At 63.6% G+C, this 25,075-nt stretch carries 26 protein-coding genes; 12 read left to right on the top strand and 14 right to left on the bottom strand.

Features of this window, described 5'->3' with window-relative positions; all coding sequences use genetic code 11:
- Position 1 precedes the first annotated feature (1 nt).
- From FS320_RS01795 to FS320_RS01815, 5 genes are all read right to left on the bottom strand, one after another.
- Positions 2 to 700, bottom strand: coding sequence for an ABC transporter ATP-binding protein (locus tag FS320_RS01795; protein WP_152708889.1), 699 nt, complete (start codon positions 698 to 700; stop codon positions 2 to 4).
- Entirely contained in the window at positions 700 to 1,455 is a 756-nt protein-coding gene (locus FS320_RS01800; RefSeq protein WP_152708890.1) for an ABC transporter ATP-binding protein, read from the bottom strand. The genes FS320_RS01795 and FS320_RS01800 overlap by 1 nt, the downstream gene beginning before the upstream one ends.
- A complete protein-coding gene (locus FS320_RS01805; protein ID WP_152708891.1) occupies positions 1,448 to 2,479 on the bottom strand; it encodes a branched-chain amino acid ABC transporter permease in 1,032 nt (343 codons plus the stop codon). Before FS320_RS01805 ends, FS320_RS01800 begins: the two co-directional genes overlap by 8 nt.
- Positions 2,480 to 2,488: 9 nt before the next feature.
- A complete protein-coding gene (locus FS320_RS01810) occupies positions 2,489 to 3,409 on the bottom strand; it encodes a branched-chain amino acid ABC transporter permease (RefSeq protein ID WP_152708892.1) in 921 nt (306 codons plus the stop codon).
- A 135-nt stretch (positions 3,410 to 3,544) separates the two neighbouring features.
- Positions 3,545 to 4,720, bottom strand: coding sequence for an ABC transporter substrate-binding protein (locus tag FS320_RS01815; RefSeq protein ID WP_152708924.1), 1,176 nt, complete (start codon positions 4,718 to 4,720; stop codon positions 3,545 to 3,547).
- A gap of 398 nt (positions 4,721 to 5,118) precedes the next feature.
- Between FS320_RS01815 and FS320_RS01820 the strand changes: the two genes are divergently transcribed.
- The 9 genes from FS320_RS01820 to FS320_RS01860 all read left to right on the top strand — a co-directional run bounded on the left by FS320_RS01820 (position 5,119) and on the right by FS320_RS01860 (position 13,904).
- Positions 5,119 to 6,768 carry a benzoate-CoA ligase family protein gene (locus FS320_RS01820; protein WP_152708893.1) on the top strand — a complete coding sequence of 550 codons (1,650 nt, stop codon included), beginning with the start codon at positions 5,119 to 5,121 and terminating at the stop codon, positions 6,766 to 6,768.
- Between the two features lie 101 nt (positions 6,769 to 6,869).
- On the top strand, positions 6,870 to 9,224 hold the full coding sequence (locus FS320_RS01825) for a bifunctional salicylyl-CoA 5-hydroxylase/oxidoreductase (RefSeq protein ID WP_152708894.1): 2,355 nt from the start codon (positions 6,870 to 6,872) through the stop codon (positions 9,222 to 9,224).
- Position 9,225: 1 nt separating this feature from the next.
- Positions 9,226 to 9,993 carry an SDR family NAD(P)-dependent oxidoreductase gene (locus tag FS320_RS01830; RefSeq protein WP_152708895.1) on the top strand — a complete coding sequence of 256 codons (768 nt, stop codon included), beginning with the start codon at positions 9,226 to 9,228 and terminating at the stop codon, positions 9,991 to 9,993.
- Between the two features lie 2 nt (positions 9,994 to 9,995).
- Positions 9,996 to 10,505 (top strand): MarR family winged helix-turn-helix transcriptional regulator, encoded by a 510-nt coding sequence (locus FS320_RS01835; protein WP_152708896.1) that lies wholly within the window; start codon positions 9,996 to 9,998, stop codon positions 10,503 to 10,505.
- The gene (locus FS320_RS01840) at positions 10,502 to 11,338 is read left to right on the top strand and encodes an enoyl-CoA hydratase family protein (RefSeq protein ID WP_162002755.1); all 837 of its coding nucleotides are present in this window, start codon (positions 10,502 to 10,504) and stop codon (positions 11,336 to 11,338) included. Before FS320_RS01835 ends, FS320_RS01840 begins: the two co-directional genes overlap by 4 nt.
- A 1-nt stretch (position 11,339) precedes the next feature.
- Positions 11,340 to 12,548: an acyl-CoA dehydrogenase family protein gene (locus tag FS320_RS01845; RefSeq protein WP_162002756.1), complete on the top strand. Its 1,209-nt coding sequence runs from the start codon at positions 11,340 to 11,342 to the stop codon at positions 12,546 to 12,548.
- Positions 12,549 to 12,562: 14 nt separating this feature from the next.
- Positions 12,563 to 13,006 carry a RidA family protein gene (locus FS320_RS01850; protein ID WP_152708897.1) on the top strand — a complete coding sequence of 148 codons (444 nt, stop codon included), beginning with the start codon at positions 12,563 to 12,565 and terminating at the stop codon, positions 13,004 to 13,006.
- A gap of 271 nt (positions 13,007 to 13,277) precedes the next feature.
- Positions 13,278 to 13,670 carry a GFA family protein gene (locus FS320_RS01855; RefSeq protein WP_152708898.1) on the top strand — a complete coding sequence of 131 codons (393 nt, stop codon included), beginning with the start codon at positions 13,278 to 13,280 and terminating at the stop codon, positions 13,668 to 13,670.
- A 12-nt stretch (positions 13,671 to 13,682) separates the two neighbouring features.
- Positions 13,683 to 13,904, top strand: a complete 222-nt coding sequence (locus FS320_RS01860) for a hypothetical protein (protein ID WP_192926242.1) — start codon at positions 13,683 to 13,685, stop codon at positions 13,902 to 13,904.
- 212 nt (positions 13,905 to 14,116) lie between these two features.
- Here the strand turns inward: FS320_RS01860 and greA are convergent, their stop codons facing one another.
- From greA to FS320_RS01895, 7 genes are all read right to left on the bottom strand, one after another.
- The gene (gene greA / locus FS320_RS01865) at positions 14,117 to 14,584 is read right to left on the bottom strand and encodes a transcription elongation factor GreA (protein WP_152708899.1); all 468 of its coding nucleotides are present in this window, start codon (positions 14,582 to 14,584) and stop codon (positions 14,117 to 14,119) included.
- 64 nt (positions 14,585 to 14,648) lie between these two features.
- Positions 14,649 to 15,767 (bottom strand): branched-chain amino acid ABC transporter permease, encoded by a 1,119-nt coding sequence (locus FS320_RS01870; protein ID WP_152708900.1) that lies wholly within the window; start codon positions 15,765 to 15,767, stop codon positions 14,649 to 14,651.
- Positions 15,764 to 16,786: a branched-chain amino acid ABC transporter permease gene (locus FS320_RS01875; RefSeq protein ID WP_152708901.1), complete on the bottom strand. Its 1,023-nt coding sequence runs from the start codon at positions 16,784 to 16,786 to the stop codon at positions 15,764 to 15,766. The genes FS320_RS01870 and FS320_RS01875 overlap by 4 nt, the downstream gene beginning before the upstream one ends.
- Entirely contained in the window at positions 16,783 to 17,508 is a 726-nt protein-coding gene (locus tag FS320_RS01880; RefSeq protein ID WP_162002757.1) for an ATP-binding cassette domain-containing protein, read from the bottom strand. The genes FS320_RS01875 and FS320_RS01880 overlap by 4 nt, the downstream gene beginning before the upstream one ends.
- Positions 17,501 to 18,280, bottom strand: a complete 780-nt coding sequence (locus tag FS320_RS01885; RefSeq protein WP_162002758.1) for an ATP-binding cassette domain-containing protein — start codon at positions 18,278 to 18,280, stop codon at positions 17,501 to 17,503. The genes FS320_RS01880 and FS320_RS01885 overlap by 8 nt, the downstream gene beginning before the upstream one ends.
- A 6-nt stretch (positions 18,281 to 18,286) precedes the next feature.
- Positions 18,287 to 19,477, bottom strand: coding sequence for a substrate-binding domain-containing protein (locus FS320_RS01890; RefSeq protein ID WP_152708902.1), 1,191 nt, complete (start codon positions 19,475 to 19,477; stop codon positions 18,287 to 18,289).
- Between the two features lie 268 nt (positions 19,478 to 19,745).
- Positions 19,746 to 20,681, bottom strand: coding sequence for a DMT family transporter (locus FS320_RS01895; protein ID WP_152708903.1), 936 nt, complete (start codon positions 20,679 to 20,681; stop codon positions 19,746 to 19,748).
- An 81-nt stretch (positions 20,682 to 20,762) separates the two neighbouring features.
- Between FS320_RS01895 and FS320_RS01900 the strand changes: the two genes are divergently transcribed.
- The gene (locus FS320_RS01900; RefSeq protein WP_338105266.1) at positions 20,763 to 21,218 is read left to right on the top strand and encodes a PaaI family thioesterase; all 456 of its coding nucleotides are present in this window, start codon (positions 20,763 to 20,765) and stop codon (positions 21,216 to 21,218) included.
- Between the two features lie 477 nt (positions 21,219 to 21,695).
- Positions 21,696 to 22,082 (top strand): ester cyclase, encoded by a 387-nt coding sequence (locus FS320_RS01905; protein WP_162002759.1) that lies wholly within the window; start codon positions 21,696 to 21,698, stop codon positions 22,080 to 22,082.
- A 30-nt stretch (positions 22,083 to 22,112) separates the two neighbouring features.
- Here FS320_RS01905 and FS320_RS01910 read toward each other — a convergent pair whose 3' ends face one another.
- Positions 22,113 to 23,027, bottom strand: coding sequence for an SMP-30/gluconolactonase/LRE family protein (locus FS320_RS01910; protein WP_152708905.1), 915 nt, complete (start codon positions 23,025 to 23,027; stop codon positions 22,113 to 22,115).
- A gap of 19 nt (positions 23,028 to 23,046) precedes the next feature.
- Positions 23,047 to 23,883 (bottom strand): universal stress protein, encoded by an 837-nt coding sequence (locus FS320_RS01915; RefSeq protein WP_162002760.1) that lies wholly within the window; start codon positions 23,881 to 23,883, stop codon positions 23,047 to 23,049.
- Between the two features lie 137 nt (positions 23,884 to 24,020).
- On the opposite strand from FS320_RS01915, the gene FS320_RS01920 reads away from it, so the two are divergent.
- Positions 24,021 to 25,073, top strand: a complete 1,053-nt coding sequence (locus FS320_RS01920; RefSeq protein ID WP_152708907.1) for a YdcF family protein — start codon at positions 24,021 to 24,023, stop codon at positions 25,071 to 25,073.
- Positions 25,074 to 25,075 lie beyond the last annotated feature (2 nt).

The raw sequence follows: 25,075 nt of genomic DNA on the forward strand, positions 1-25,075 counted from the left end.
CTTAAACGTGGAGGTATCGGTCCTTGAGGCTGGTGTCGGTCATGAGCTCATCGCTCGTTCCCGTCCAGACCGAGCGGCCCTTCTCGATAATCACGTGACGGTCGGCGAAGCTCGCCAGTGCGCCGATGTTCTTGTCGATCACCAGGATCGACTGGCGCTCGCCCTTGAGGCGCTTGAGGCATGTCCAGATCTCGGCGCGGATCAACGGTGCCAGCCCTTCCGTGGCTTCATCGAGAATGAGCAGCTTCGGGTTGGTCATGAGCGCGCGGCCAATGGCCAGCATCTGCTGTTCGCCTCCGGAAAGTTGCGTGCCCAGATTGCTCCGGCGTTCCTTCAGGCGCGGGAACAGGTCGTAGACCGTATCGAGCGTCCAGCGCCGAGTGCCGGTTCTGGCCGAGGCCGTTGCAACGAGATTTTCCTCCACCGTCAGCGTGGGAAAAATCTGCCGGCCTTCCGGTACGAGGCCGATGCCGGTCTGTGCAATGCGATAGGGCGCAAGGCCGGTCACGGCCACGCCATCGAAGCGTACTTCGCCGCCACGGGGGCGGAGCAGCCCCATGATCGAGCGCACGGTCGTGGTCTTGCCCATGCCGTTGCGGCCGAGCAGCGTCACCACTTCGCCGGCGTTAATCTCGAGCGAAATGTCGAAGAGGACCTGCGCTGCGCCATAGGATGCCTGGAGCTGTCGGACGGAGAGCATCAGACCATCTCCTCTTCGCCGAGATAGGCGGCGCGAACTTCCGGATTGGCCCTGATCCGTTCCGGCGTGTCGGTGGCGATTACGTGGCCATAGACGAGAACGGACACGCGATCCGCAAGGGAGAAGACCGCATCCATATCGTGCTCGATCAGCACGATGGTCAGGCGGTCCTTCAGACGCCGCAGGGTCTCGACCACACGCTGCGATTCATCGTGGCCGGTGCCCGCGAGCGGCTCGTCGAGAAGCAGCAGCTTCGGCTCAGTCGCAAGGCCGATGGCGAGTTCGAGCTGACGCTTCTCGCCGTGGGACAACAGACCCGCCGGGATGTGGGCGCGAGCGGCGAGTCCGACCTGAGCGAGACAATCCATGGCAGGCTCGTTCAGGATCTTCTCCTGCGCGGCATTGCCGAAGAAGCGGAAGCTCGATCCCGAGCGCGCCTGAACCGCAAGCGCGACATTCGCCAGAGCGGAGAAGCCCGGAAGGATCGAGGTGATCTGGAAGGAGCGCGCGAGCCCGTGCCGGACCCGCTGCGGCATCGAGAGATGCGTGACGTCCCCGCCGCCGAACAGGACGGATCCGGAATCCGAGGCCAGGGTGCCGGAGATCTGGTGAATGAGGGTCGTCTTGCCCGCGCCGTTCGGGCCGATGATGGCGTGCAGTTCGCCGGGCTGGACGGAGAGGCTGACGTCGTCGGTGACGACGAGAGCGCCGTAAGTCTTCCGCAGGTTGCGAAGCTCGAGAAGAGGCTCAGCCATGGCGAGGCCTCCGCAGCAGGCCCATGATCCCGCCTCTGACGAACAGAACGATCAGGATGAGAAGGGGACCGAACACCATCTTCCAGTTCTCGGCGAGGTGCGCGCGCGTTGCCTCGTTCAGGAAGAAGCTCAAGCCATGCAGGATTTCCGGCAGGAACTCCTCCAGCAGCAGAAAGGCGGCTGCACCGATGATGGCGCCATGCAGGGAGCCCAGCCCGCCGAGCACGACCATGAAGATCAGTTCGCCGGAACGCTGCCATGTCATGAAGGCCGGGCTCACGAATTCCGCCTGGTTGGCCAGCAGGCACCCGGCGAGCCCCGCCATCATGCCGCTGAGCACATAGGCCGCGAGCTGAAAGCGGAAGGGCTGAAACCCGATGGCTTCCATGCGAATGGCGTTTTCCCGGGTTCCGCGCAGGACACGCCCGAACCTGGATGCCACGACGGATCGGGAGAACGCATAGGCTCCGAGAAGGCAGAGCAGGCAGACCCAATAGAAGGCGAAATCATTCTCCAGAACGCTGGAGCCGGCAAGGAGACTGCGCGACGACAGGGTCATGCCGTCGTCGCCGCCATAAGCTGCAAGCGACGTCGCAAGGAAGTACAGCATCTGCCCGAAGGCTAGGGTGATCATGATGAAATACACGCCCTTGGTCCGCAGGGAGATCGCGCCTGTGACGAGAGCGAAGAGGGCGGACGCCGCGAGTGCGACGGGGATCTGCACGAGCACATCCTCGATGCCGTGGCTGGCAAGGATGCCGACCGCATAGGCTCCAAGCCCGAGAAAGGCCGCGTGGCCGAAGCTGACAAGTGCTCCGTAACCAAGAATGAGGTCGAGTGCCATGGCGGCGATGCCGAAGATCATGACCCGCGTGAGGAGAGACAGGACGTAGCCCTCCGCGCCGGAGACCATGGCGAAGAGCGGTGCGGCCGCAAAGGAAGCGAAAAGGACGATGGGAATGATCTCGAACCGTGTGGTGAGCGACGGCATGGGAGCGGAGGGCGTTTCGGCGAGTTCGGTCATGAACGGCCCCTAGCGTTTCACAGGAAACAGGCCGGAGGGGCGGAAGAACAGCACCGCAGCCATGAAGATATAGATCAGCATCGGCGCGATGGCCCGTCCGGTCTGGCTCGCTGCCGCGGGATCGAGAACGAGGCGCAGCAGGTTCGGAGCGAAGGTGCGCCCCACCGTATCCACCAGTCCGATCAGGAGGGCCGCGAGAAACGCGCCGCGGATCGACCCGATGCCGCCGATCACGATGACCACGAAAGCGAGGATCAGGATGTTATCGCCCATGCCCGGCTCGACCGAGAGAATTGGGGCGACCATCGCACCGGCGAAGCCTGCGAGCATGGCGCCGAAGCCGAACACGATCATGAACAGCCTCTGGATGTTGACGCCGAGTGCCGACACCATGGAGGCATTGCTGGCTCCCGCGCGCACCAACATGCCGACGCGCGTGTGGTTGACGAGAACATAGAGCAGGGCGGCCACCACGAGCCCTGCCGCGATGATCGCAAGGCGATAGACGGGATAGAGCAGGCCGTTCGCGATCTCCACGGATCCTGAGAGCAGTTCGGGAACGGGAACGCTCAAGGGAGCCGCGCCCCAGACGAACTTCACGCCCTGGTTCAGGAACAGGATCACGCCGAACGTAGCGAGCACCTGATCGAGGTGATCGCGGTCATAGAGATGTCTGAAGACCAGCACTTCGAGCAGAAGGCCGAAGACCAGCGCCGAGGGCAGGGCGAGGAGGAGCGCCCAGCCGAAGCTTCTGGTCCACGTGCTGAATGCCGCCACGAGATAGGCGCCGACCATGTACTGAACGCCGTGAGCGAGATTGATGAAGTCCATCACCCCGAACACCAGGGTCAGCCCGGCGGCGATGAGAAAAAGGATGAGGCCGAATTGAAGGCCGTTCAGAGCCTGGACGAAGAGGAGTGTTGCGTTCATCGGCACGTCACTGGCAGCAGGCCTGCATCGATCGAGCCTCCGCTCGGGCGCTCCCATGCGAAAGCGCCATGATGATGTCATAGATGCGGATCGATCTGCCCTTGCGGGGCAGATCGATCGGATGTGCAGAGCGCCTCAGTTCGTGGCGGTGCATTCCTTGGCATAGGCATCCGTGTAATCGTCGAACACCTTCTCGACGATTTCCGTCTCCAGCTTGCCGTCAGGACGCTTGGCGGCCTTCACCAGATAGAAGTCCTGGACCGGGAAGCCGTTGGCGCCGAACTTGAAATCGCCGCGAAGCGACTTGAACTCCGCCTTCTTGATGGCGGCGCGCAGGGCTTCCTTGTCGTCAGTCTTGCCGCCGGTCGCCTTGAGGGCCGCGTCGATCAGCAGAGCCGCATCGTAGGAATGCATGGCGTAGGAGGCAGGCACGGTGTTGTAGGCGGCCTCAAAGGCTGCGACGAACTTCTTGTTCTCCGGAGTATTCATGTTCGGAGCCCAGTTCGAGCCGCTCAGCATGCCGATGGCGGCATCCTGCTGCGCGGGCAGGTTCGTCTCGTCCACGGTGAAGGCGGAGAGGAACGGAATACGGTCGGCGAGCCCCGCGGCGCGGTACTGCTTGACCAGGTTCACGCCCATGCCGCCGGGCATGAAGGTGAAGATCGCATCCGGCTGCATCGAAGCGATCTTGGCAAGCTCGGACTGGAAATCGAGGGTATTGAGGGGCGTGTACGATTCCTCGACGATTTCGCCCTTGTAGTGGCGCTTGAACCCGGCGAGCGCATCCTTGCCGGCCTGATAGTTCGGCGCGAGCAGATAGACCTTCTTGTAGCCGCGGTCCTGCGCCACCTTGCCGAGAACCTCATGGTTCTGGTCGTTCTGGTAGGAAGTCGCGAAGAAATACGGGCTGCAGCTCTTGCCGGCGAGGTTCGAAGGACCGGCGTTCACGCTGATGTAGAAGGTCTTGGCATCGACGATGGGCTTTTGGGTGGCGACCGCCACGTTCGAGAAGATCGGGCCGACGACGAAATCGACCTTGTCCCGCTCCAGAAGGCCCTTCACCTTCGTCACCGCCACGTCCGGCTTCAACTCGTCGTCGACGACGATCACCTCGACATCGCGCCCGCCGAGCTTGCCGCCGAGATCTTTTACCGCAAGCTGAAAGCCGTCCCGTGCGTGCTGGCCGAGCACGGCGGACGGGCCGGAGAGGGTCAGCAGCAGGCCGACCTTCAGTTTTTCCTGCGCCATGGCCGGTGCCGCAGCTAGGCCGACGGCCGCTGCTAGGCCAAGAGTTTTGATCGTCACGTTCATCATAGTCTCCCGAGTGGCTGTTCCCTGCGCACATTTGCTGTGCTGCGTGATTGTTCCCGGCGGGACGGTAAGACGCCTCGACGGACAGGTCGGCGATACTCTGCCGCAAAACTTTTCTGCCGAATACTCCCTTTATCGGAGCTTTCCTCCCGGCGTCCCCAACCTTTGCCCAAACTTTGGGATTGCCAAGGATTATTTTAAGATTAAAATATTTTTCAGGTTCTTCAAGCGGATTGTTTCGCAGAGGAAGGCAGGCGAAATGACGAGCGCGTGATTGGCGGCGGGTAGGCAGGAAACCGGGGCTCGCTATCGCATGCGGCCTTCGCGTAGGCCCCACCCGACCGGCCAGACTCATAGCGCTTTGTTCTTGCGCCGCACAAAAAGCAGAGGAGCGGACGATGGCGGACACGGCGCATGTGGATACCTTCGCGAGGGACAATCTTCCGCCTCAGGATCAATGGCCAGAGTTACGGTTCACTCGTCCCGAGCTCCAATATCCCGAGCGGCTCAACTGCGCCGTGGCCTTTCTCGATCGGTGGGTCGATGCGGGGCGGGGCAAGGAGCCCTGCATCATCAGCCCGACCGAGACGCTCACCTATCAGGGTCTTCAGGAGCGGGTGAACCGCATCTGCAACGTGCTGGTCCACAAGCTCGGTTTCGTGCCGGGCCACCGCGTTCTGCTGCGCTCGGCCAACAATCCCATGATGGTCGCGGCCTATCTGGCGGTCCTGAAGGCCGGTGGCGTGGTCGTCGCCACCATGCCGCTGCTGCGCGCCAAGGAGATTGCCTATCCGCTGAAGAAAGCGAAGATCACGATCGCCTTCTGCGATCATCGCCTTGCGGAGGAGTTGAAGCGCGCCAAGGCGATGGCACCGGATCTACAGCATGTGGTGTATTGGGGATCGGGCAATCCCGACAGCCTCGAGGCGCTGATCGCCGAGGCCTCGCCGGAATTCGATGCGGTCGATACCGCGGCGGACGATGTCTGCCTGATCGGCTTCACCTCCGGCACGACAGGCGAGCCGAAGGGCACCATGCATTTCCATCGCGACATGCTGGCGATCTGCGACGGCTACGCCCGAAACGTGCTGCGGCCCGAGCCGAGTGACCGCTTTATCGGCTCACCGCCGCTCGCCTTCACCTTCGGGCTCGGCGGAATCGTGCTGTTTCCGATGCGCGTCGGCGCTTCGACCGTGCTGCTGGAGAAGGCAGGACCGGACGATCTTTTGCCTGCCATCATGCAGTACAAGGCCACCATCTGCTTCACGGCGCCGACCGCCTATCGCGCGATGCTGGCGAAGCTCGAAGGCTACGACATCTCCAGTTTGCGCAAATGCGTCTCGGCCGGCGAGCCTCTTCCGAAGGGCACGTTCGAGGCCTGGAAGGACGCAACGAATATCCGGCTCATGGATGGAATCGGCGCAACCGAAATGCTGCACATCTTCATCGCCGCAACCGAGGACGAGATCCGCCCCGGCGCGACGGGCAAGCCCGTTCCGGGCTACGAGGCGAAGGTCGTCGACGACGAGGGGCGCGACCTCCCGCCCGGCAGTATCGGCCGCCTGGCCGTGCGCGGACCGACCGGATGCCGCTATCTCGCGGACGAGCGACAGCGCAAGTACGTGCAGAATGGCTGGAACATCACGGGCGACACCTACCTCATGGATCAGGACGGGTACTTCTGGTACCAGGCCCGCTCCGACGACATGATCATTTCTGCGGGCTACAACATCGCAGGTCCGGAGGTCGAAGCCGCGCTCCTCACGCATCCGGCCGTTGCCGAATGCGGCGTGGTGGGGGCCCCGGACGATGGGCGCGGAACGGTGGTCAAGGCCTATGTTGTCCTGCATCCCGGCCACATTCCAGACGCAGAGCTGACGAAAGTGCTCCAGGATCACGTCAAGGCCGAGATCGCTCCGTACAAGTATCCGCGCCTCATTGAGTTCGTGGAGGCCCTCCCGCGCACCCAGACCGGCAAGCTGCAGCGCTTCGCGCTGCGCCAGATCGCCCAGGAAGCCGAGAGCCACCAGGAGGCGATGAGCGCCTGACAGCTTGCGATAAGGTTTCGGCAGAGGATCGACTTGTACTGGTTGATCCAAAATTATTTTAAGCTTAAAATAATAAACGTACTTTCTCGGGTGGGAATCTCATGAAGACGGCGATCATCGGCGGCGGCCCGGCTGGGCTTTATTTCGCGATCCTGCTGAAGAAGCTTCGGCCGGAATCCGATATCACGGTCTATGAGCGCAATCGCGCCGACGAGACATTCGGTTTCGGGGTCGTGTTCTCCGATGCGACCCTCGACAATTTCGAGAAATACGATCTGCCGAGCTACCAGCGGATCATCAGGGAATTCGCCTACTGGGACGACATCGCAATCCATTTTCGAGGAAGCGAGCATCGGATCGGCGGCAACGGCTTCTGCGGCTGCTCGCGCCGCGCGTTGCTCCTCATCCTCCAGGACCGCGCGGAGGAACTCGGCGTCAGGCTGCGTTACGAAATCGACGTGGATGATGAGAGCCTGTTCGCGGATGCGGATCTCGTGGTCGTGGCCGACGGCATCAACAGCCGCTTCCGGGAGCGCTATGCGGATTACTTCCAGCCGGAGGTGGATTTGCGGCCCAACAAGTTCACCTGGATGGGCTCCACCAAGCCGCTCGATGCGTTCACCTTCATCTTCCAGGAGACGGAGTGGGGGCCCTTCATCGCCCATGCCTACCAGTATGAGGCGAACCGCTCGACCTGGGTCTTCGAGACCGATCCGGAGACCTTCGAGAGGGCAGGGTTGAAGGACAAGAGCGAGGCCGAGTCGGCGGCGCTCATGGAACAGATCTTCGGCTGGTTCCTCGGCGGCCACCGCATCCTCACCAACCGCTCGATCTGGCGCAATTTCCCGATGATCCGCAGCAAGCGGTGGGTCATGGGCAACAAGGTGTTGCTGGGCGACGCCAAGGCCTCGGCGCATTTCTCCATCGGTTCCGGCACGAAGCTCGCCATGGAGGATGCGATCGCGCTCTTTGACGCCTTCCGCCACGATCCGAGCGTCGCGGGTGCGTTGTCTCTCTATGAGACCGGGCGGCGCGAGGAGGTCGAGAAGACGCAGCATGCGGCCGACGTGTCGCTGGTCTGGTTCGAGCATGTGGCGCGCTTCTGGGATTTCGATCCGGTGCAGTTCGCCTTCGGCGTCATGACCCGCGCCAAGGCGATCACCTACGACAACCTGCGCCTGCGCGCCCCCGACTTCGTGGCGGCCGTCGACAGGACTTTTGCGAGCCAAGTACGCAAGCAGGGTTTCGACGTCTCGGTGGAGAATCCGAGCGCACCCATGTTCCAGCCCTTCCGTCTGCGGGAGATGGTTGTTGCGAACCGAGTCGTGGTGTCGCCGATGGACATGTATTCGGCGAAGGATGGAGTGCCGGGTGATTTCCATCTCGTCCATTACGGCGCACGCGCGACAGGCGGTGCAGGGCTGGTCTTCACGGAAATGACCTGTGTGTCGCCGGAGGCCCGCATCACGCTCGGTTGCACGGGCCTGTGGAACGACGAGCAGGAAGCCGCCTGGAAGCGGATCGTCGATTTCATCCATGCCAATTCGGGAGCGAAGTTCTGCCTTCAGCTCGGACATTCCGGACGCAAGGGCGCCACCAAGCTCATGTGGGACGGCATGGACCGGCCGCTGGAGGAGGGAGCGTGGGACATCTGTTCCGCATCCCCAATTCCCTATTTCCCGGACAGCCAGGTGCCGCGCGAAGCGAGCCGCGCCGACATGGATCTCATCAGGGCGCAGTTCGTCGACGCAGCAAAGCGTGGCGAGCGGGCCGGGTTCGACATGCTGGAACTGCATTGCGCCCACGGCTACCTGATAGCGAGCTTCCTGTCGCCGCTCACCAACCGCCGTACGGATGAATATGGCGGCTCTCTCGAGAACCGGCTGCGGTTTCCGCTGGAGGTCTTCGACGCCATGCGCGAGGTCTGGCCCGCGCACAAGCCCATGTCCGTGCGCATCTCCGCCACCGACTGGGCCGAGGGCGGCGTAACGGGCGACGATGCGGTCGAAATCGCGCGTGCCTTCGCCGAGCACGGCGTCGACCTCGTCGATGTCTCGACGGGTCAGACGGTGCGCGAGGCGCGGCCGATCTACGGGCGCATGTTCCAGACACCCTTTTCCGATCAGGTGCGCAACGAAGCGCAGGTCGCGACCATGTGCGTCGGCAACATCACGGCGGCCGATCAGGTGAACACGATCCTCGCTGCGGGCCGGGCGGATCTCGTCGCGCTTGGGCGGCCGCATCTGGTCGATCCGTTCTTCACCATGAAGGCGGCCGCCTGGTACGGCGCGAAGGACGTTCACTGCCCGCCGCAATATCTGGCCGGCAAGGACCAGATATTCCGCAACTCCGTGCGCGACCGGCAGGATCTCGAAGAACTCAAGGTGAAGGCGAAGCCCAAGACCCGGGCCGAGTTGAAGTTGGAGGCTAGCGAGAAGCCTCTCGCGGCGGAATGACATGACCATGACACCTCTCAAGGGCCGGCATGCATTGGTCACCGGCGGCGGTCGCGGGATCGGCCGCGCCATCGCGGCATCGCTCGTGACAGCCGGCGCGACCGTCACCATTGTTGGCCGCAGTTCCGCATCGCTCGAGCAGGCGATCGCGCAGGGCGCTGCCCACGCCGCTGCCGTTGCCGACGTGACGGATGCGCAGGCGGTGCAACGCGCCGTTCGGGATGCGGGTGATCGCAACGGCCCGGTCGATCTGTTGATCGCCAATGCAGGCGCAGCCGCCTCCGCGCCGTTCATCAAATCGGGCCCGGAGGTCTTCCGGCAGATGCTGGACGTGAATCTGCTCGGGGTCACGAATGTGGCCCAGGCCGTTCTGGGCACCATGACGGAGCGCGGGTTCGGGCGTATCGTTGCCGTGGCGTCGACCGCCGGTCTCAAAGGTTATCCCTATGTGAGCGCCTATTGCGCCGCCAAGCATGCGGTCATCGGATTCGTTCGCGCGCTCGCGCTTGAGACGGCAAAGACCGGCGTGACGGTCAATGCGGTCTGCCCTGGCTTTACGGACACCGATCTCGTGGCCGAGAGCCTCGAGCGCATCATGGCCAAGACGAACAGAACCCGTGACGAGGCCCTCGGTGAACTCGTGAAGCACAACCCGCAGGGACGGTTGATCGACCCTTCCGAGATTGCCGATGCCGTGCTCTGGCTGTGCGGCGAGGGGGCGCGCTCCGTAACGGGGCAGGCCATCGTAGTGGCCGGTGGAGAAATCTGACAATGGACGACCACGCAATTCCCCTCGATGCCGAGACGAAGGCGGTCGAGATGCCTGAGGATCACCGGGAGGAGCTGCGCCTATGGCTGCGGCTTCTCACCTGCTCCACACTGATCGAAGGCGAGGTGCGCCGCCGCCTGCGCGAGCGCTTCGACGTGACGCTGCCCCGCTTCGACCTGATGGCACAGCTCGACAAGGCGCCGGACGGCATGATGCTATCCGATCTCTCGAAGCGGATGATGGTATCGAACGGCAATCTCACCGGTCTCGTCGACCGGCTCGTTGCGTCGGGACATGTGGATCGAACCGTGTCTCCGACGGATCGGCGGGCCATGGTGATCAGCCTGACCGGGGCAGGCCGCGCCGAGTTCCGGACGATGGCGGGCGAGCATGAGCATTGGATCGCCGAGCTCTTCGGCGATCTCACGGGTAAGGATCGCAACGATCTCATGCGGCTGCTCGCGAAAACCAAGCTTTCTGCCCGGCGGGCCATCATGGGAGACGACCAGTGACGCAGTTCGCCAATGCCGTCACACTTCCGCTGGCGGGCTACGAGCCGCGCCATTTCCTGCTGTCGGTCGATGGACCTGTCGCGACGGTCACCCTCAACCGTCCGGACAAGAAGAATCCGCTCACCTTCGAGAGCTACCGCGAGCTGACCGATTTCTTTCATGCCTGCGCCAAGGACGACGACGTCAAGACCATCGTCATCGCGGGAGCGGGGGGCAACTTCTCGTCCGGCGGCGATGTGTTTGAGATCATCGGCCCGCTCGTCGAGATGGACACCAAGGGCCTCACCGCCTTCACACGGATGACGGGCGAACTGGTGAAGGCCATGCGCGCCGCGCCGCAGCCCATCGTCGCGGCGGTCGACGGAATCTGCGCGGGAGCCGGTGCCATCGTGGCCATGGCGTCCGATCTGCGTCTCGCGGCGCCCGCCGCCAAGGTGGCATTCCTGTTCAACAAGGTCGGCCTTGCCGGCTGCGACATGGGCGCCTGCGCCATTCTTCCCCGCATCATCGGCCAAGGTCGTGCATCCGAACTGCTCTATACCGGACGCTTCATGAGCGCGGAGGAGGGGGAGCGCTGGGGCTTCTTCAGCCGCCTTGTCGATGCCGCTGATCTTCTCACCGAGGCCGGCAATCTCGCTCGGGCAATCGGCACCGGGCCGACCTACGCCAACACCATGACGAAGCGCATGCTCGCGATGGAATGGGCCATGTCGGTGGAGGAGGCGATTGAGGCGGAGGCCGTCGCGCAGGCTTTGTGCATGACGACGGAGGATTTCGCCCGCGCCTACCGCGCCTTCGCGGCGAAAGAGAAGCCGGTCTTCAAGGGAGATTGACGTGATCGATGCAAGCTTTCTCTCCTGGCCGTTCTTCGAGGACCGCCACCGGCAGTTTGCCGGTGAACTGAACGCTTGGGCCACCAGGGAGGTCAAGCCGCTCGTCGATCATCACGACGTGGATGCCTCGTGCCGCCGCCTCGTGCGCAGCCTGGGCGAAGGCGGATGGCTCAAGGCGGTGGTGCCGCAGGCCTATGGCGGTCTCACTCCGTCCTTCGATGTACGCACCTTGTGCTTGGCACGGGAAACCCTTGCCTCTCACGAGGGTTTGGCGGATTTCGCCTTTGCGATGCAGGGCCTCGGCACGGGGCCGATCACCCTGTTCGGTTCTGACGCGATCAAGGAGCAGTACCTGCCGCCGGTCGCACGGGGAGATGCCATCGCGGCCTTCGCACTCTCGGAGCCTGAAGCCGGGTCGGATGTGGCGGCCATGAGCACCACGGCCACACCGGACGGGCCGGATCACGTGCGGATCGATGGCGTGAAGACGTGGATCTCCAACGGCGGGATCGCGGATCATTATGTGGTCTTCGCCCGCTCGGGCGAGGCGCCCGGCGCGAAGGGGTTGTCCGCCTACGTGGTTGATGCCCAGAACCCTGGATTGAGCATCGAGAACCGCATCGATGTCATTGCGCCTCATCCGCTCGCGACGCTGCGTTTCGAGGGTTGCCGCGTGCCGCTTGCGAAGCGGATCGGCGGTCCGGGGGAAGGTTTCAAGGTCGCCATGGCGACCCTCGACGTTTTCCGCTCGACGGTCGGAGCGGCGGCCCTCGGACTGGCGCGGCGCGCCTTGGCCGAGGCGCTGCAGCATGCATCCTCGCGCAAGCTCTTCGGTGCGCCGCTGAGCGATCTGCAGATGACGCAAGGCTCTCTCGCCGACATGGCGACGGGCGTGGACAGCGCCGCGCTTCTCGTCTATCGCGCGGCCTGGACCAAGGATCAGGGTGCGCCGCGCGTGACGCGCGAGGCTGCCATGGCGAAGATGTATGCGACGGAAGCGGCGCAGAGCGTCATCGACAAGGCCGTGCAGATTTTCGGCGGTCTTGGCGTCACCAAGGGCGTGAAGGTCGAAGAGCTTTATCGGGAAATCCGAGCCCTGCGCATTTACGAGGGCGCCACCGAGGTTCAGAAGGTCGTGATCGCGCGCGAGCTCGTGAAGATGCTGGAGGGCCAGCGCTCCAGGGATCTCGACACAGCGTCCAATCGATAAAGGGAGGAACAACAATGACAGCCGCTCTGGAAGGCACTCCCATGCCGGGCATCGACGATGGACCGGAGGTCCTTAACCCGAAGCATTGGCGAACGCCCAAAGGCTATGCCAACGGCATGATGGCCGAGGGCAGGGTCCTGGTGACGGGCGGCATCGTCGGTTGGGATGAGACGGAATCGTTCCCCGACGGATTTGTCGCGCAGGCCCGCCAGATCTTCGAGAACATCCGCGCCATTCTGGCCGAAGGTGGCGCAGAGCCCCGGCATCTCGTGCGCCTGACCTGGTATGTGGTCGATATCGACGAGTATCTCGCCAATCTTCGCGAACTGGGCCGCGCCTATCGGGATGTGTTCGGCGGGCACTACCCCGCCATGGCTCTCGTTCAGGTCGTGCGGCTCGTTGAGAAAGCTGCTCGGATTGAGATCGAAGCGACGGCCATCGTTCCAGGCAAGGGCTAGCAACAAGCCGTCACCGGGAGCGGGCAGAACCGACGAACCCGATGCGACAGATCGGCGGTGTTGCAGGAATGCCTGCTTCTCAGACACCTCCTTCTCTGCCTGACCGGTGCGTCTCTCGGGAAGACCGGCCTTGCGGTAGCCGTCACTGAAAGGCTCGAGCGTTGCAGCGTCCCGGAATGGCTCCGTCGTGGCCCAGCGGGTAGAGCATCGTGGACGCCCGCGGGGGTTCGTTGTAAACCTTCCCACCGCTTGATTTTAGGGGAGACGCAGCATGGACCGATTCACGGGCGGTTGCCTGTGCGGCAACGTCCGAATTGTGGCGTCGGGACTCCCCTATCGGATCGGCCTTTGTCACTGTCTCGACTGCCGCAAGCATCATGGGGCCCTTTTTCACGCCTCTGCGGTGTTCCCTCAGGATGCGGTGACGATCGATGGCGAAACACGCGACTATGCCGGGCGATTTTTCTGTCCCCGCTGCGGCTCGTCCGTCTTCGCATGCACCGCCGACGAAATCGAAGTGAACCTGGGATCCCTGGATGCGCCTGACCAACTGATGCCAACCTACGAACTCTGGACCGTCCGTCGCGAGTCCTGGTTGCCGCCGTTTCCGCTCAAGAGACGATACGAGCGTGATCGTGACGCCACGGATCGCTTTGAGGAGTAGGTCGTACGAACGGTGCGAAGGCGCCGTTACGAGGTGACCGAGATGTATGCCTTGATCGACCTCTCGAACCAGATGCTCGAGGTCAACAACCAGCTCTATACCGGCCTGGCCCTCAGCTTCCCCCGGGGTGCCGCGACGAGCCAGCAAGGCGAGACGCTGGAAGCCGTCGTCAAGCGCGCCGACCTTCTGATGTGCGAGGCCAAGCGGGGGTATTACGCGGTGGTCAAGGGGTAGGCGGGCAGCGCTGCGGGATGGGCAGGTCTCCGCTTGGTTTCTAAAACCCGCACATCTCTAATCTATCCTCATCCTGAGGAGCCGCGGAGCGGCGTCTCGAAGGAGATTCCAGTGGTCTCTGAAGACGTCCTCGTCCTTCGAGACGGTCACCACCGTGACCTCCTCGGGATGAGGTCTGTGGGGTATGTATGGCGGTCTATGTGCCCAAACCGTCACAAGCCGATCTCGACGATTTCGGCCGTTGTCTGTCCGATCGGGACCACGTCGCCGATTTCCTTGCCCATGAGCGCCTGAGCCAGGGGGGAAACGTAGGACAGGCTTCCCTTAGCAGGGTCGGCCTCGTCCTCGCCGACAATCCGGTAGGTCTGACGCCGGCCGTCCTCGCGCTCAAAAGTGACCCGCGCGCCGAAGCGGACATGAGCGGCGTCCGTGGGAGGCGGCACCACCTCCGAGGATGCCCGGCGGGCGGACCAGTAGCGCAGGTCGCGGGTGAGGCGCGCCACTTCAGCCTTGTCGGCGGCGGATTGGGCCTCGGAGAGGCGCTTCTGCAAGGACTCGATTTCCGCCTCCATCTGGGCCAGCCCCGAGGGCGTCACGAGATGATGCGGACTGATCATCCGGTCGGGAAGGTCCTCGAAGGCTTCTCCACCCTCGGTTTCACGAACAAAGGCACGGCTCATTACGTCTCCTCCGCTCTTTCAGAGGAAACGGTTCGAGGTTCGCGAAGGTTTCCGGGCTTAGCCTTTATTGCTTGGCTTGCCGCAGGCGTCCGACGATGCCGCCCGGAAAGGCATAGACGCTGACGATGAACAGCGCGCCGAGCCACAGGAGCCAACGATCCGGATGAATCAGATCGGGCAGAAGCGGAATGCCCGCCAGAGCCGCGCTCCCGGCGCTCATCAGCACCTGCAGGTAGCTCTGAGCCAGGACGAACAGCGTGGCCCCGATGACAGCACCATACATGGTCCCCATGCCGCCGATCACGACCATGAGCAGAATGTCGATCATAATCGAGAAGGAGAGCGTGGTGTCCGGCCCGTTATAACGCAGCCAGAGCGCCATCATTGCGCCGGCGGTCGTCGCGGCCAGGGCCGAGATGACGGAAGCCGCCGTGCGGTAGGCGACGACGCGGTAGCCGAGCGCCTCGGCGCGGAACTCGTTCTCGCGGATCGCCTGCAGCGCGCGCCCGAAAGGCGAGTTCACGATGCGCAGGAGAGCAAGGAAGACCAGCAGGGAAACGAAGAACACGAGGTAATAGGCAAGCAGCCGCCCGTTGACCGCAGTGCCGAAGACAGGCTCGGACAGGAGCCGGAAGGCAGGGCGCAGGGCCTGCGGCAGCTGAAACGACAATCCGTCTTCGCCGCCCGTCACATCCGACAATTGCGAGGCGAGAACGGCGGCGGCGGAGGCCACCGCAAGGGTGATCATCGAGAAGAAGATGGCGCGCACCCGCAGCGACAGGAGGCCGATGGCGACGGCGAGCAGTGCGGACAGCATCAGCGCAGACACGAGCCCGATGGCGGCCGAGCCCCAGGTCGGGCCTAAGCGTTCGAGTGCGATGGCGATGCCGTAGCCGCCGATGCCGAAGAACATGGTGTGGGCGAAGGACACGATGCCGGAATAGCCGAGCAGGAGGTCGTAGCTCGCGACAAGCACGACGAAGACGCAGATCTTCGCCGCCGTGCTCACCGGCTGGCTGCCGGAGAACAGGAACGGCGTCGCAGCCAGCAGCAGCAGGATGGCGATCAGGATGACGCTCAGCACCCGCGAGCGCGGCATGTCCGACGACAGGATCGCGCTCAGGAAGCCGCCGCGCCGGCGGGTTTCGTCGAAGGGAAGGGCAAGGGCGGGTGATGTGCTCATCGGCGGGCCACCGGAAACAGGCCCTGCGGACGCCAGATCAGCACGAGGGCCATGACGAGGATGTTGGAGATCAAAGCGAGCTTGGGCTCGATGAAGCCGACATAATTGGCGACCAAGGCGACGAGGATCGAGCCGACGAAGCAGCCGCCCACGGAACCGAGGCCGCCGATGATGATGACGATGAACACCAGCACCATCACCTCCATGCCCATGCCGGCGGTCAGCGTCTGGCGATAGAACGCCCACATGACGCCGCCGAGACCGGCGAGTGCCGAGCCGGCGATGAAGACGCTGACGAAGAGGCGGCGGATCCGGTAGCCGAGGGCCTCGACCATCTCGGGATTTTCGACACCGGCCCGGATCAGCAGGCCGATGCGGGTGCGGTTGAGGAGCAGCTGCATGCCGATGAAGACTGCGAGCCCGACGATGACCGCCACGACGCGGTAGCGCTCCATGACGATGTCGCCGAACACGAAGGCGCCGCGCAGGGATTGCGGCAGCGGGATAGGGATGGGCGAGGCCCCCCAGATCGCATGGATCGCCTGCTCGGTCACGATCAACCCGCCCATGGTGACGAGGATCTGCTTCAGGTGGCTGCCATAGACCGGGCGTACGATGACGCGCTCGAAGACCGCGCCGACGACACCGGTGACCGCCATCGCGACCAGGATGCATAGCAGCAGAAGCGCGAGGTTGAGTCCCAGGGAATCCGCCGTTGCCCAGCCGGCGAGCGGACCGAGCACGAGGAGCGTCGCGTAGGCGCCGAGCGAGATGAAGACGCCGTGTCCGAAATTGATGATGTCCATCAGGCCGAAGACGAGCGTGAGGCCCGAGGCCATGAGAAAGATCATCATGCCCATGGCAAGCCCCGCCACCGTGAGCGTCACCCAGGTCGAGGGGCTGCCGACGAAGGGCAGCGCCAGGAGGGCGAGCGCCGGAACGAGGAGGAGCGGGAGCCAATCCGTCTTGGCGCGCGGCAGCTCGGCCGGGCTCGAGGTGTCGGCGGTCATGTCGCTCATTGGTGCGCATCCAGAGAGAGGCCGAGCAGGCGCTGCTGCAGGGCGTTGTCCTCGACCAGCTCGCTCATGATGCCGGAATGGACGATGCGCCCGTCATCCATGACGACCACGTTGTCGCCAAGCGCCGAGGCGGCGTAGAAATTCTGCTCGACCAGCAGGATCGTCTCGCCCGCAGCCTTCAGCGCCTTGAAGGCCTCGATCATGGAACGCACCATCACGGGCGCCAGGCCCTTGGTCGGCTCGTCGATGAGCAGAAGGCGACGCGGTTCGGCGATGGCGCGGGCGATCGCAAGCATCTGCTTCTGCCCGCCGGAGAGGTTGCCAGCGGGCAGGTTCCAGAAGCGCTTGATGGCGGGAAACAGCCCCAGGATCCAGTCGAGCCGGTTCCTGTCGACAGGCCCGCTGCGCGCGGCGAGCACGATGTTCTCGCGCACCGTGAGGTCGGTGAAGATGCCCATTGCTTCCGGCACGTAGGCGATGCCGGAGCGCGCAATGTCCGGCGTGGGGGCCTTGGTGATGTCGCGGCCGTCGAAACGGATGCGGCCGGAGGAGGCCTGCCACAGGCCCATGATGGTGCGCAAAGTCGTCGTCTTGCCGGCGCCGTTGCGGCCGAGCAGCATGGTGAGCTCGCCTGCCGGGACCGCGAAGTCCACGCCATGGAGGATGTGATACGGGCCGACATGCGTGTGCACGTCGCTCAAGTGGAGGAGGGGCTCAGTCACGGGCGGTCTCCACGCCGAGATAGGCTTCCTGCACCACCGGCGAGGCGATGACCTCCGCGGGCTCGCCATCGGCGACGAGGGCGCCGTTGTGCAGCACGATGATGCGGTCGGAGAGCGAGCGCACCACGTCCATCTTATGCTCGACGAGAAGCACGGTCGCATCCCCGCGCTGCTTGATGTCGTGAATAAGCTCGAGCACGGTCGGCACCTCGTCGACGCTCATGCCGGCGGTCGGCTCGTCAAACATGAAGACCTTCGGCTCCATGGCGATCAGAAGCGCCACCTCGAGCTTGCGCTGGTCGCCATGCGACAGCGCCTTCGGGGCGACGTGTCGCTTGTCCGCGAGACGCACCCGTTCCAGGATGCCCTCCGCCTTCTCGATCAGATCGCGGCGGGTGTTCCACACCTGGAACAGGGACCAGCCCGCATCGGAGCGGCTCTGCACGGCGAGACGCACGTTCTCCAATGCGGTCAGTTGCGGAAACAGGTTGGTGAGCTGAAACGCGCGTCCCAGACCGCGCCGGGTGCGGGCCGACGGGGCCAGACCCGTGATGTCCTCGCCGTCGACGACGACCTGCCCGGATGAGGCGCGAAGTTGGCCCGAGATGAGGTTGAAATAGGTGGTCTTGCCGGCGCCGTTCGGGCCCACTATGGCCGTGAGCGTGCCGGGCGTGAACCGGCACGACACGTCGTTGACGGCCACATGGCCGCCGAAGCGAATGGTCAGCCCGCGCGTTTCAAGCGCGGGCGTCGTTGTCGTCGATAGGGTCACGTGTGCCTAACGCTTGTTCCGAACCGGGATCGGCATCTTGTCGGCCGGAATGGTGGCGACGAGATCGAGCAGGTCGTTGGCGTCCTTGCCGCTGGCCTTGACCTTGAAGTGATACATGTCCTGCAGGGCCTGATGGTCTTCCTTGCGGAAGGTCATCGGACCCTTCGGCGTCTCGAAGGTCATGCCCTCCATGGCCGTGATCAGCTTCTCGGTGTCGGTGCCGCCCGCCTTCTGGATCGCCGTGACGGCGGCGGAGGCCGCCGCGAAACCGCCTGCGGTGAAGAAGTCCGGCGGCGCGTTGAAGCGCTTCTGGTGCTCGGCCACGAGCCAGTCGTTCATCGCGTTCTTGGGGAAGGCATAATAGTAATACACAGCGCCTTCCATGCCGGGATAGTTCTTGTAGATCTGCATCGCCGGCAGGATGTTGCCGCCGGGCGCGATCTCGATGCCGAAGCGCTCGGGCTTCAGGTCGGCGATCTTCGGCAGCGGATGCTGGCCGGCCCAGATGATGTTGATGATCTTCTTGCCCGGCTTGTCCTTGAGCGCGTCGAAGATGCGCTGGGCGGAGGCGGTGAAGTCCGTGGCGTTCTGGGGTGCATATTCCTCGAACACCACCTTGGCGTTCGGGCGGATTTCGGCAAGCGCATTCTTGAGCGCCGCGACGCCGTCCTTGCCGAAGGCATAATCCTGCGCGAGCGTCGCGATGGACACCTCGCCGCTCGCCGGAACGGCCGCTGCAGCGCCATAGGCGTCCTGGGTCGAGTTGCGCGAGGTGCGGAAGATGAAGCGGTTCCACTTCTCGCCCGTGATCGCATCGGCCACGGCCGGCTCCACGATCAGTACCTTGCCGTTCTCCTCCGCCACTGGCAGCATCGCGAGCGCCGCTGCGGACGATGTGGTGCCGATTGCGAGGTCGACATTGTCGTCGTTGTAGGCTTGCTCCAGCAGGGTCTTGGCGAGATCGGCCTTGAGCTGGTCGTCCTTGACGATGACGTTGATCTTGCGGCCGCCCACCGCCATCGTACCCTTCGTGAGATATTCCAGCCCCATCATGAAGCCAGCTTCGGTCTGCTTGGCATAGGCCTCGAGCGGTCCGGTCTTGCCGGCGATCAGGGCGATCTTGATGTCTTGAGCAAAGGCCGCGGATGCAAAGAAAATACCTGCCGTGGCGGCAGCGATCGTGAGCTTCAGGCGCATCGAACTCCCCGTGTTTTATCGGGTCATTGACGACTTCGCAGTGCAGCATGTCAAGTTCGACTCTCGGACCATGAAAGACTGGTTCATTGACTCCCAGGTCTTCGGACCTTGTCGAGAATGCAAATTCCCTTCGTCATCACCGGCCTTGTGCCGGTGATCCCGATCACGTCAGGCGTCTCGCTCTTCCTATCGGGATGGCCGGGACAAGCCCGGCCATGACATGGAGGAGAGGGGCAGCCAAATTCTCGCGGTGATGCAACCGTTTCGATCAGGCCTCCGGCAGCACCGGCGTCTCGATGTCCTTCGCCTCGCGTCCCCGTCGCGCGGCCTCGCGCTCCAGGAGGAGAAGAACCAGTCCAGCGCCGCAGATGACGGCGGCGCCGACCAGGGTCCAGAACTGCACGACATCGCCGAAGAACAGGTAGCCCAGCACGATGGCCCAGACGATCAGCGTGTACTGATAGGGCGCGACGACCGAGGCGGGAGCGATCTTCAGCGATCGGTTGACGCAGACATGGGCCGTCATGGACACGATGCCGAGCAGGAACAGGCCTGCGAGATCGAGCGGTCCCGGTGTCACCCACGCGAGAGGCGCCGCGATGACGCCGAAGATCAGCGTGCCGAGAATCTGGCCGAACACCAGTGTCGCATCGTCTGTCTCCCGCAGCTTGCGGGTGGTGATCATCAGGAGCGAGTAGAACAGGCTTCCCGCGAGCGCGATGAGGGCCGGCAGGGACAGGGTGGCGGTCGACGGGCGCAAGGCGATGAGAACGCCGACGAAACCGACCCCGATGGCGAGGATGCGCGGCTTGTCGATCTTCTCGCCGAGCCAGAAGGCCGCAAAAGCCGCCACATAGATCAGCCCGGCCAGGTAATAGGTCATCACGTCGGCCAGCGGCAGATAGGTGACGGCCCAGTAGAAGCAGGCGACCTCCAGCGTGGAGAGAGTGACCCGCACCGCGTGCAGTCCCGGCTGCGGCGGAATGGCGAAGGGCACCTTCCGCCGGCGCATCAGGGGCAGCAGAACCGCCAGGGCCGCGACGCTGCGCAGGAGCAGGACCTGACCGACGGAATAGGTGGCGACCAGCCACTTTCCCATGACGTCGTTCATGGCGAACATGAACACGCCGAGCAGCATCAGGCCGATGCCGACGAGCGTGCCTGAGCGCACCTTTGGGGCGGAAGACGAACCGGAATGCTTCATGGGGCGGATCAATGAGGGAAAATGGACTTGATTCCAAGGCTTTTGAGAGGTGACTTAGGTCGTAGACATTGGGAGACACCCGTGAGCGATCCGGCACCGAACGATCCCGATTACGAGGCGCGGGTGCGGGCGAGTTTTGCATCCCAGGGGTTGATGGCGACGCTGGGTGCATCCCTGGTCCGGGTCTCACCCGGTCTGGTCGAGATCTCGCTTCCTGCTTCCAGGGCGGTGTCGCAACAACACGGCTTCGTGCATGCGGGTGCGCTGGCCAGCATCGCGGATACCGCGGCCGGCTATGCGGCCCTGACCCTGATGCCGCCCGGCGCCGGCGTTCTCACCGCCGAGTTCAAGATCAACCTCATGGCGCCTGCGATCGGCGAGCGCATGACGGCGCGGGGCAGGGTCATCAAGGCGGGGAGGACGCTCACACTCGCACAGGCCGACGTGTTCGCCGTGCACGAGGGCCGTGAGAAGCAGATCGCGCTGCTGACTGCAACTCTCATGGCTGTGGAAGGGCGCGACGGCGTGAGTGATTAACGTGAGGCGCCGGTCTCCCGATCTCTTCATGAGAGCGGGTTGGGATGAGGGTGAAGCGATTGGGTGAAACTTCCCCTTCATTCCGCACAACCCTTCATGGCGCCTCTCACATCATCACCGGCCTTGTGCCGGTGATCCACGTCTTTCCTGACTAAAGCCTCATCCTGAGGAGCCTGCGTTAGCAGGCGTCTCGAAGGAGATTCCAGAGAACACTGAATCCTCCTTCGAGACGGACCTAACGGTCCTCCTCAGGATGAGGACTGAGTTGAAGAAGACGTGGATGGCTGGGACGGGCCCGGCCATGACGTCGTGGATGTCATCCGCGGCGAGCGGAGCAAGGAAAGGGGTCCACGTTCACCTCCCGATTGATGATAGGGGCAGGCTCTCCTTCCCCCTTGAACCACGCCTTCCAAACTGCGAAATTCGATCTCGTCCTGCTTTGCAGCTGGGACCTTGTAGGCGCACGGGGCAATCGCCGTGATCAAAACCGAGCTTTCCGACCTCTACCGAGGCTACATTGCCTGCTTGAACAAGCAGGATTGGTCGACGTTGAAGCAGTTCGTTCATGACGACGTCCACTATAACGGTGAGCGGATCGGGTTACGCGGCTATCGCGAGATGCTGGAGAGAGATTTTCAGGAAATTCCGGACCTTCGTTTCAACATTCAGCTGCTGATGTCCGACCCACCTTACATTGCGAGCCGGTTGGGTTTCGATTGTGCGCCGAAGGGGACGTTCCTTGATCTCCCCGTCAACGGGAAGCGGATTCGCTTCGCCGAGAACGTCTTCTATGAATTTCGGGATGCAAAGATCGCGCGAGTATGGTCGGTGATCGATAAGGCGGCCATCGAAGCTCAGATCTAGTCATCTGCCGGCTTGGAAAACGTCTTGGGATCAGAAAGTCTTGGCCCCGTTCACCGGCAGCATGATCGCGTAGAGCGATGTGGTGGCGCAGATGTAAAGCCGGTTCCGCTTCGGCCCGCCGAAGACGACGTTCGCCACACCTTCCGGCACCAGGATCTTGCCGATCAGGGTGCCGTCGGGGTCGTAGCAATGGACCCCGTCTCCGGCGCTGGTCCAGATCCGTCCCGCCTCGTCCAGCCTGAATCCGTCGAACAGGCCGTGGGTGCAGGTGGCGAAGATCCTGCCGCCCGAGAGGCTGCCGTTCTCTCCCACATCGAAGACCCGGATGTGCCGCGGTCCGTCCTTGACATGGGTTGCGCCGGTATCGGCGACATAGAGGCGCGTTTCGTCGGGCGAGAAGGCAATCCCGTTCGGGCGGACGAAATCGTCGGCCGCGATGGCGACGTCGCCCGTCTGAGGATCGATGCGGTACACATGGCAGGCGCCGATCTCGCTGTCCGCCTTGTGCCCCTCGTAGTCGGAATCGATGCCATAGGCCGGGTCCGTGAACCAGATCGAGCCGTCGGACTTCACCACCACATCGTTGGGAGAGTTGAGGCGCTTGCCCTGATGGTGGCTGGCGAGCACGGTGATCGAGCCGTCGTGCTCGGTGCGGGTCACGCGCCTGTTGCCGTGCTCGCAGGTGACGAGGCGACCCTGACGGTCGACGGTGTTGCCATTGGAGTACCCGGCCGGATGGCGGAAGACGCTGACGGTGTTCGATGTTTCGTCGAAACGCATCATGCGGTCGTTGGGGATGTCGCTCCAGACGAGGTAACGGCCGGACGGGAAATAGGCAGGGCCTTCCGCCCAGCGGCAGCCTTCCGCTAGTTTCTCCAGGCGCGCCGATCCGATGAACAGACGCTGGAAGCGATCGTCGAGCACAACGGCGACATCTCTGAACATGAAAAACCGGTATGTCCTGTCAGTGAGCCATCAGAACGGGCATGGTCGTGTTGCTTAAGATATGGCTGGTGGCGCCGCCGAAGAACATCTGTCTCAGGCGGCTCTGGGTATAGGCACCCTTCACGAGAAGATCGCAGCCGAGAGCAAGGGCTTCGGACAGGATGGTCTCGCCGGCCCTGTTCGACGGATCCGGCACCGTGACTGCCTCTGCCGGCAGATCGTGCATCCTCAGATGCCGCGCAAGCTCCGATCCGGACGGGCCGGGTACGCCCCAATCTTCGAGCTCGAGAACGACGATGCGCCGGGCCTTCTTGAGCAGGGGCATCGACCCCAGGACCGCGCGGGCCGTTTCCGTGCTCCGGTTCCAGGCGATCACGGCGGTTTCGCCGAAGGTCCGGGGTACTGCAGGCGGCGCGATGAGAACGGGACGGCCCGTCTCGAACAGGGCCGCCTCGACGGTGGACAGCCTGGTCTGGCCGTTCGATCCATCGGGTCGTCCCACCACGACGAGGTCGAAAACCCGGCCATAGGCGCCGAGGAAAGCGTCCTCCATCAGGCCATCCTGCCGCCAGCCGGAACTCAGGCCGGGAAGACCCGCAGATGCGCGCGCAATCTGCTGCGTCGTCATGAACGCCTCGAACCGCTCGCGGCAGGCGCGGGCCATTTCGAGGCGGTTCTCCGGCGTAATGGGGGAGGGCACGCCGATGGCGATGTCCACCGGCAGGACCACCGGATAATCGGGGGTGATCGCAATCCCCTCGATATAGCTGTCGAACATCCGGCCGAGTTGCAGGGCGACCTGCAGCTGGGGCTCGACGATGCCGTGGTCTTCAATCGGGACAAGAATGCTTTTCATGAGGATTATTGTCGCGCTTAAACCCTCGCTCGGCAAGACCATCCGAAAGTTCACCCCGGGCTGTGGATGGAAATGGGTTTGACATCCGATTGTCGTCGGCTCCAGCTTGAATGGCTCGGCAAATCATGGAGCCTTCAATGCGTAAGATCGCGACCTTCGGCGCAGCCACTCTCCTCACGTTGTCCGCATCGTTCACGGCACACGCCTTCGATCCCGGCAACACGAGCCGGATCAAGACGCTCGTGGATACGGGCATGCAGTATTACTGGTCCGGCGGGGACGTGAAGAAGGCGGAAGCCGAGGTCTTCAAGGGCATCACCCTGCATGGCCGCTACGATGTGGTGGAAAAAGCGTTCGCTGAGGCCTCCTCCCTGGCGCCAGAGCGCCTCGATTTCCGGTTTGCCGTCGCGTCGTCCCAGATCCTGCAGAAGAACCTTGCCGGCGCCCGCGCGACCTATGAGGATATCCTCGCCAAAAACCCGGCTTCCTTCGATGCGCAAGCCTGGCTCGCGGCACTCGCCCGGATCGAGGGGAATGCCGACGAGGCCGCGTTGACGGATCAGGCCCTGGCTGGTCTCGACCGGGCGCGGGCGGAGGCCTATCGCCAGCGTTTCGCCCGTGCCGAGGCCATCATGGCCGAGCGTCCGAACGTGGATGTGCCGAGTTTTCCGGGCCGCGTGATGATCGTCGCCCTCGGCTATGCCCTCGCCAAGGACGGCACCGCGGAAAAGCCGCTCCTCGACCGCCTGGACGTGGCGCTGAAGGCCGCGAATGCCAACCCGACGGCCCGGATCATGGTCACCGGGGGGCAGCCCCAGGCGGGCGTCACCGAGGGCGACGTCATGACCAAGTGGCTGGTCGAGAGGGGTGTGGACCGGGATCGCATCCTGATCGAGGACAAATCGAAGGACACGGTCGGCAACGTGCTGAACGTCGCCAATCTCCTGAAGCGCCACACCGCCGACGCGGTCATCCTGGTGACCAGCTCCAGCCATATGCGACGCGCCCGCACGTTGCTCGAGGATGCCTTCCGGCAATACGACATTAGCGCGCCGATCCTTCCGATCGTGGCTCTCGATGCGCCTTCGCTCGAAGAAGCCGCGAAGGTCCCGAAGGACGAGAGGATGGTGATCTACCGCGATCTCATGCGCGTCTCCGGACTGTGGGCCTATCCAGGCATCCAGCAGTAGTC

This window comes from Microvirga tunisiensis (assembly GCF_009296175.1).
Classification (GTDB): domain Bacteria; phylum Pseudomonadota; class Alphaproteobacteria; order Rhizobiales; family Beijerinckiaceae; genus Microvirga; species Microvirga tunisiensis.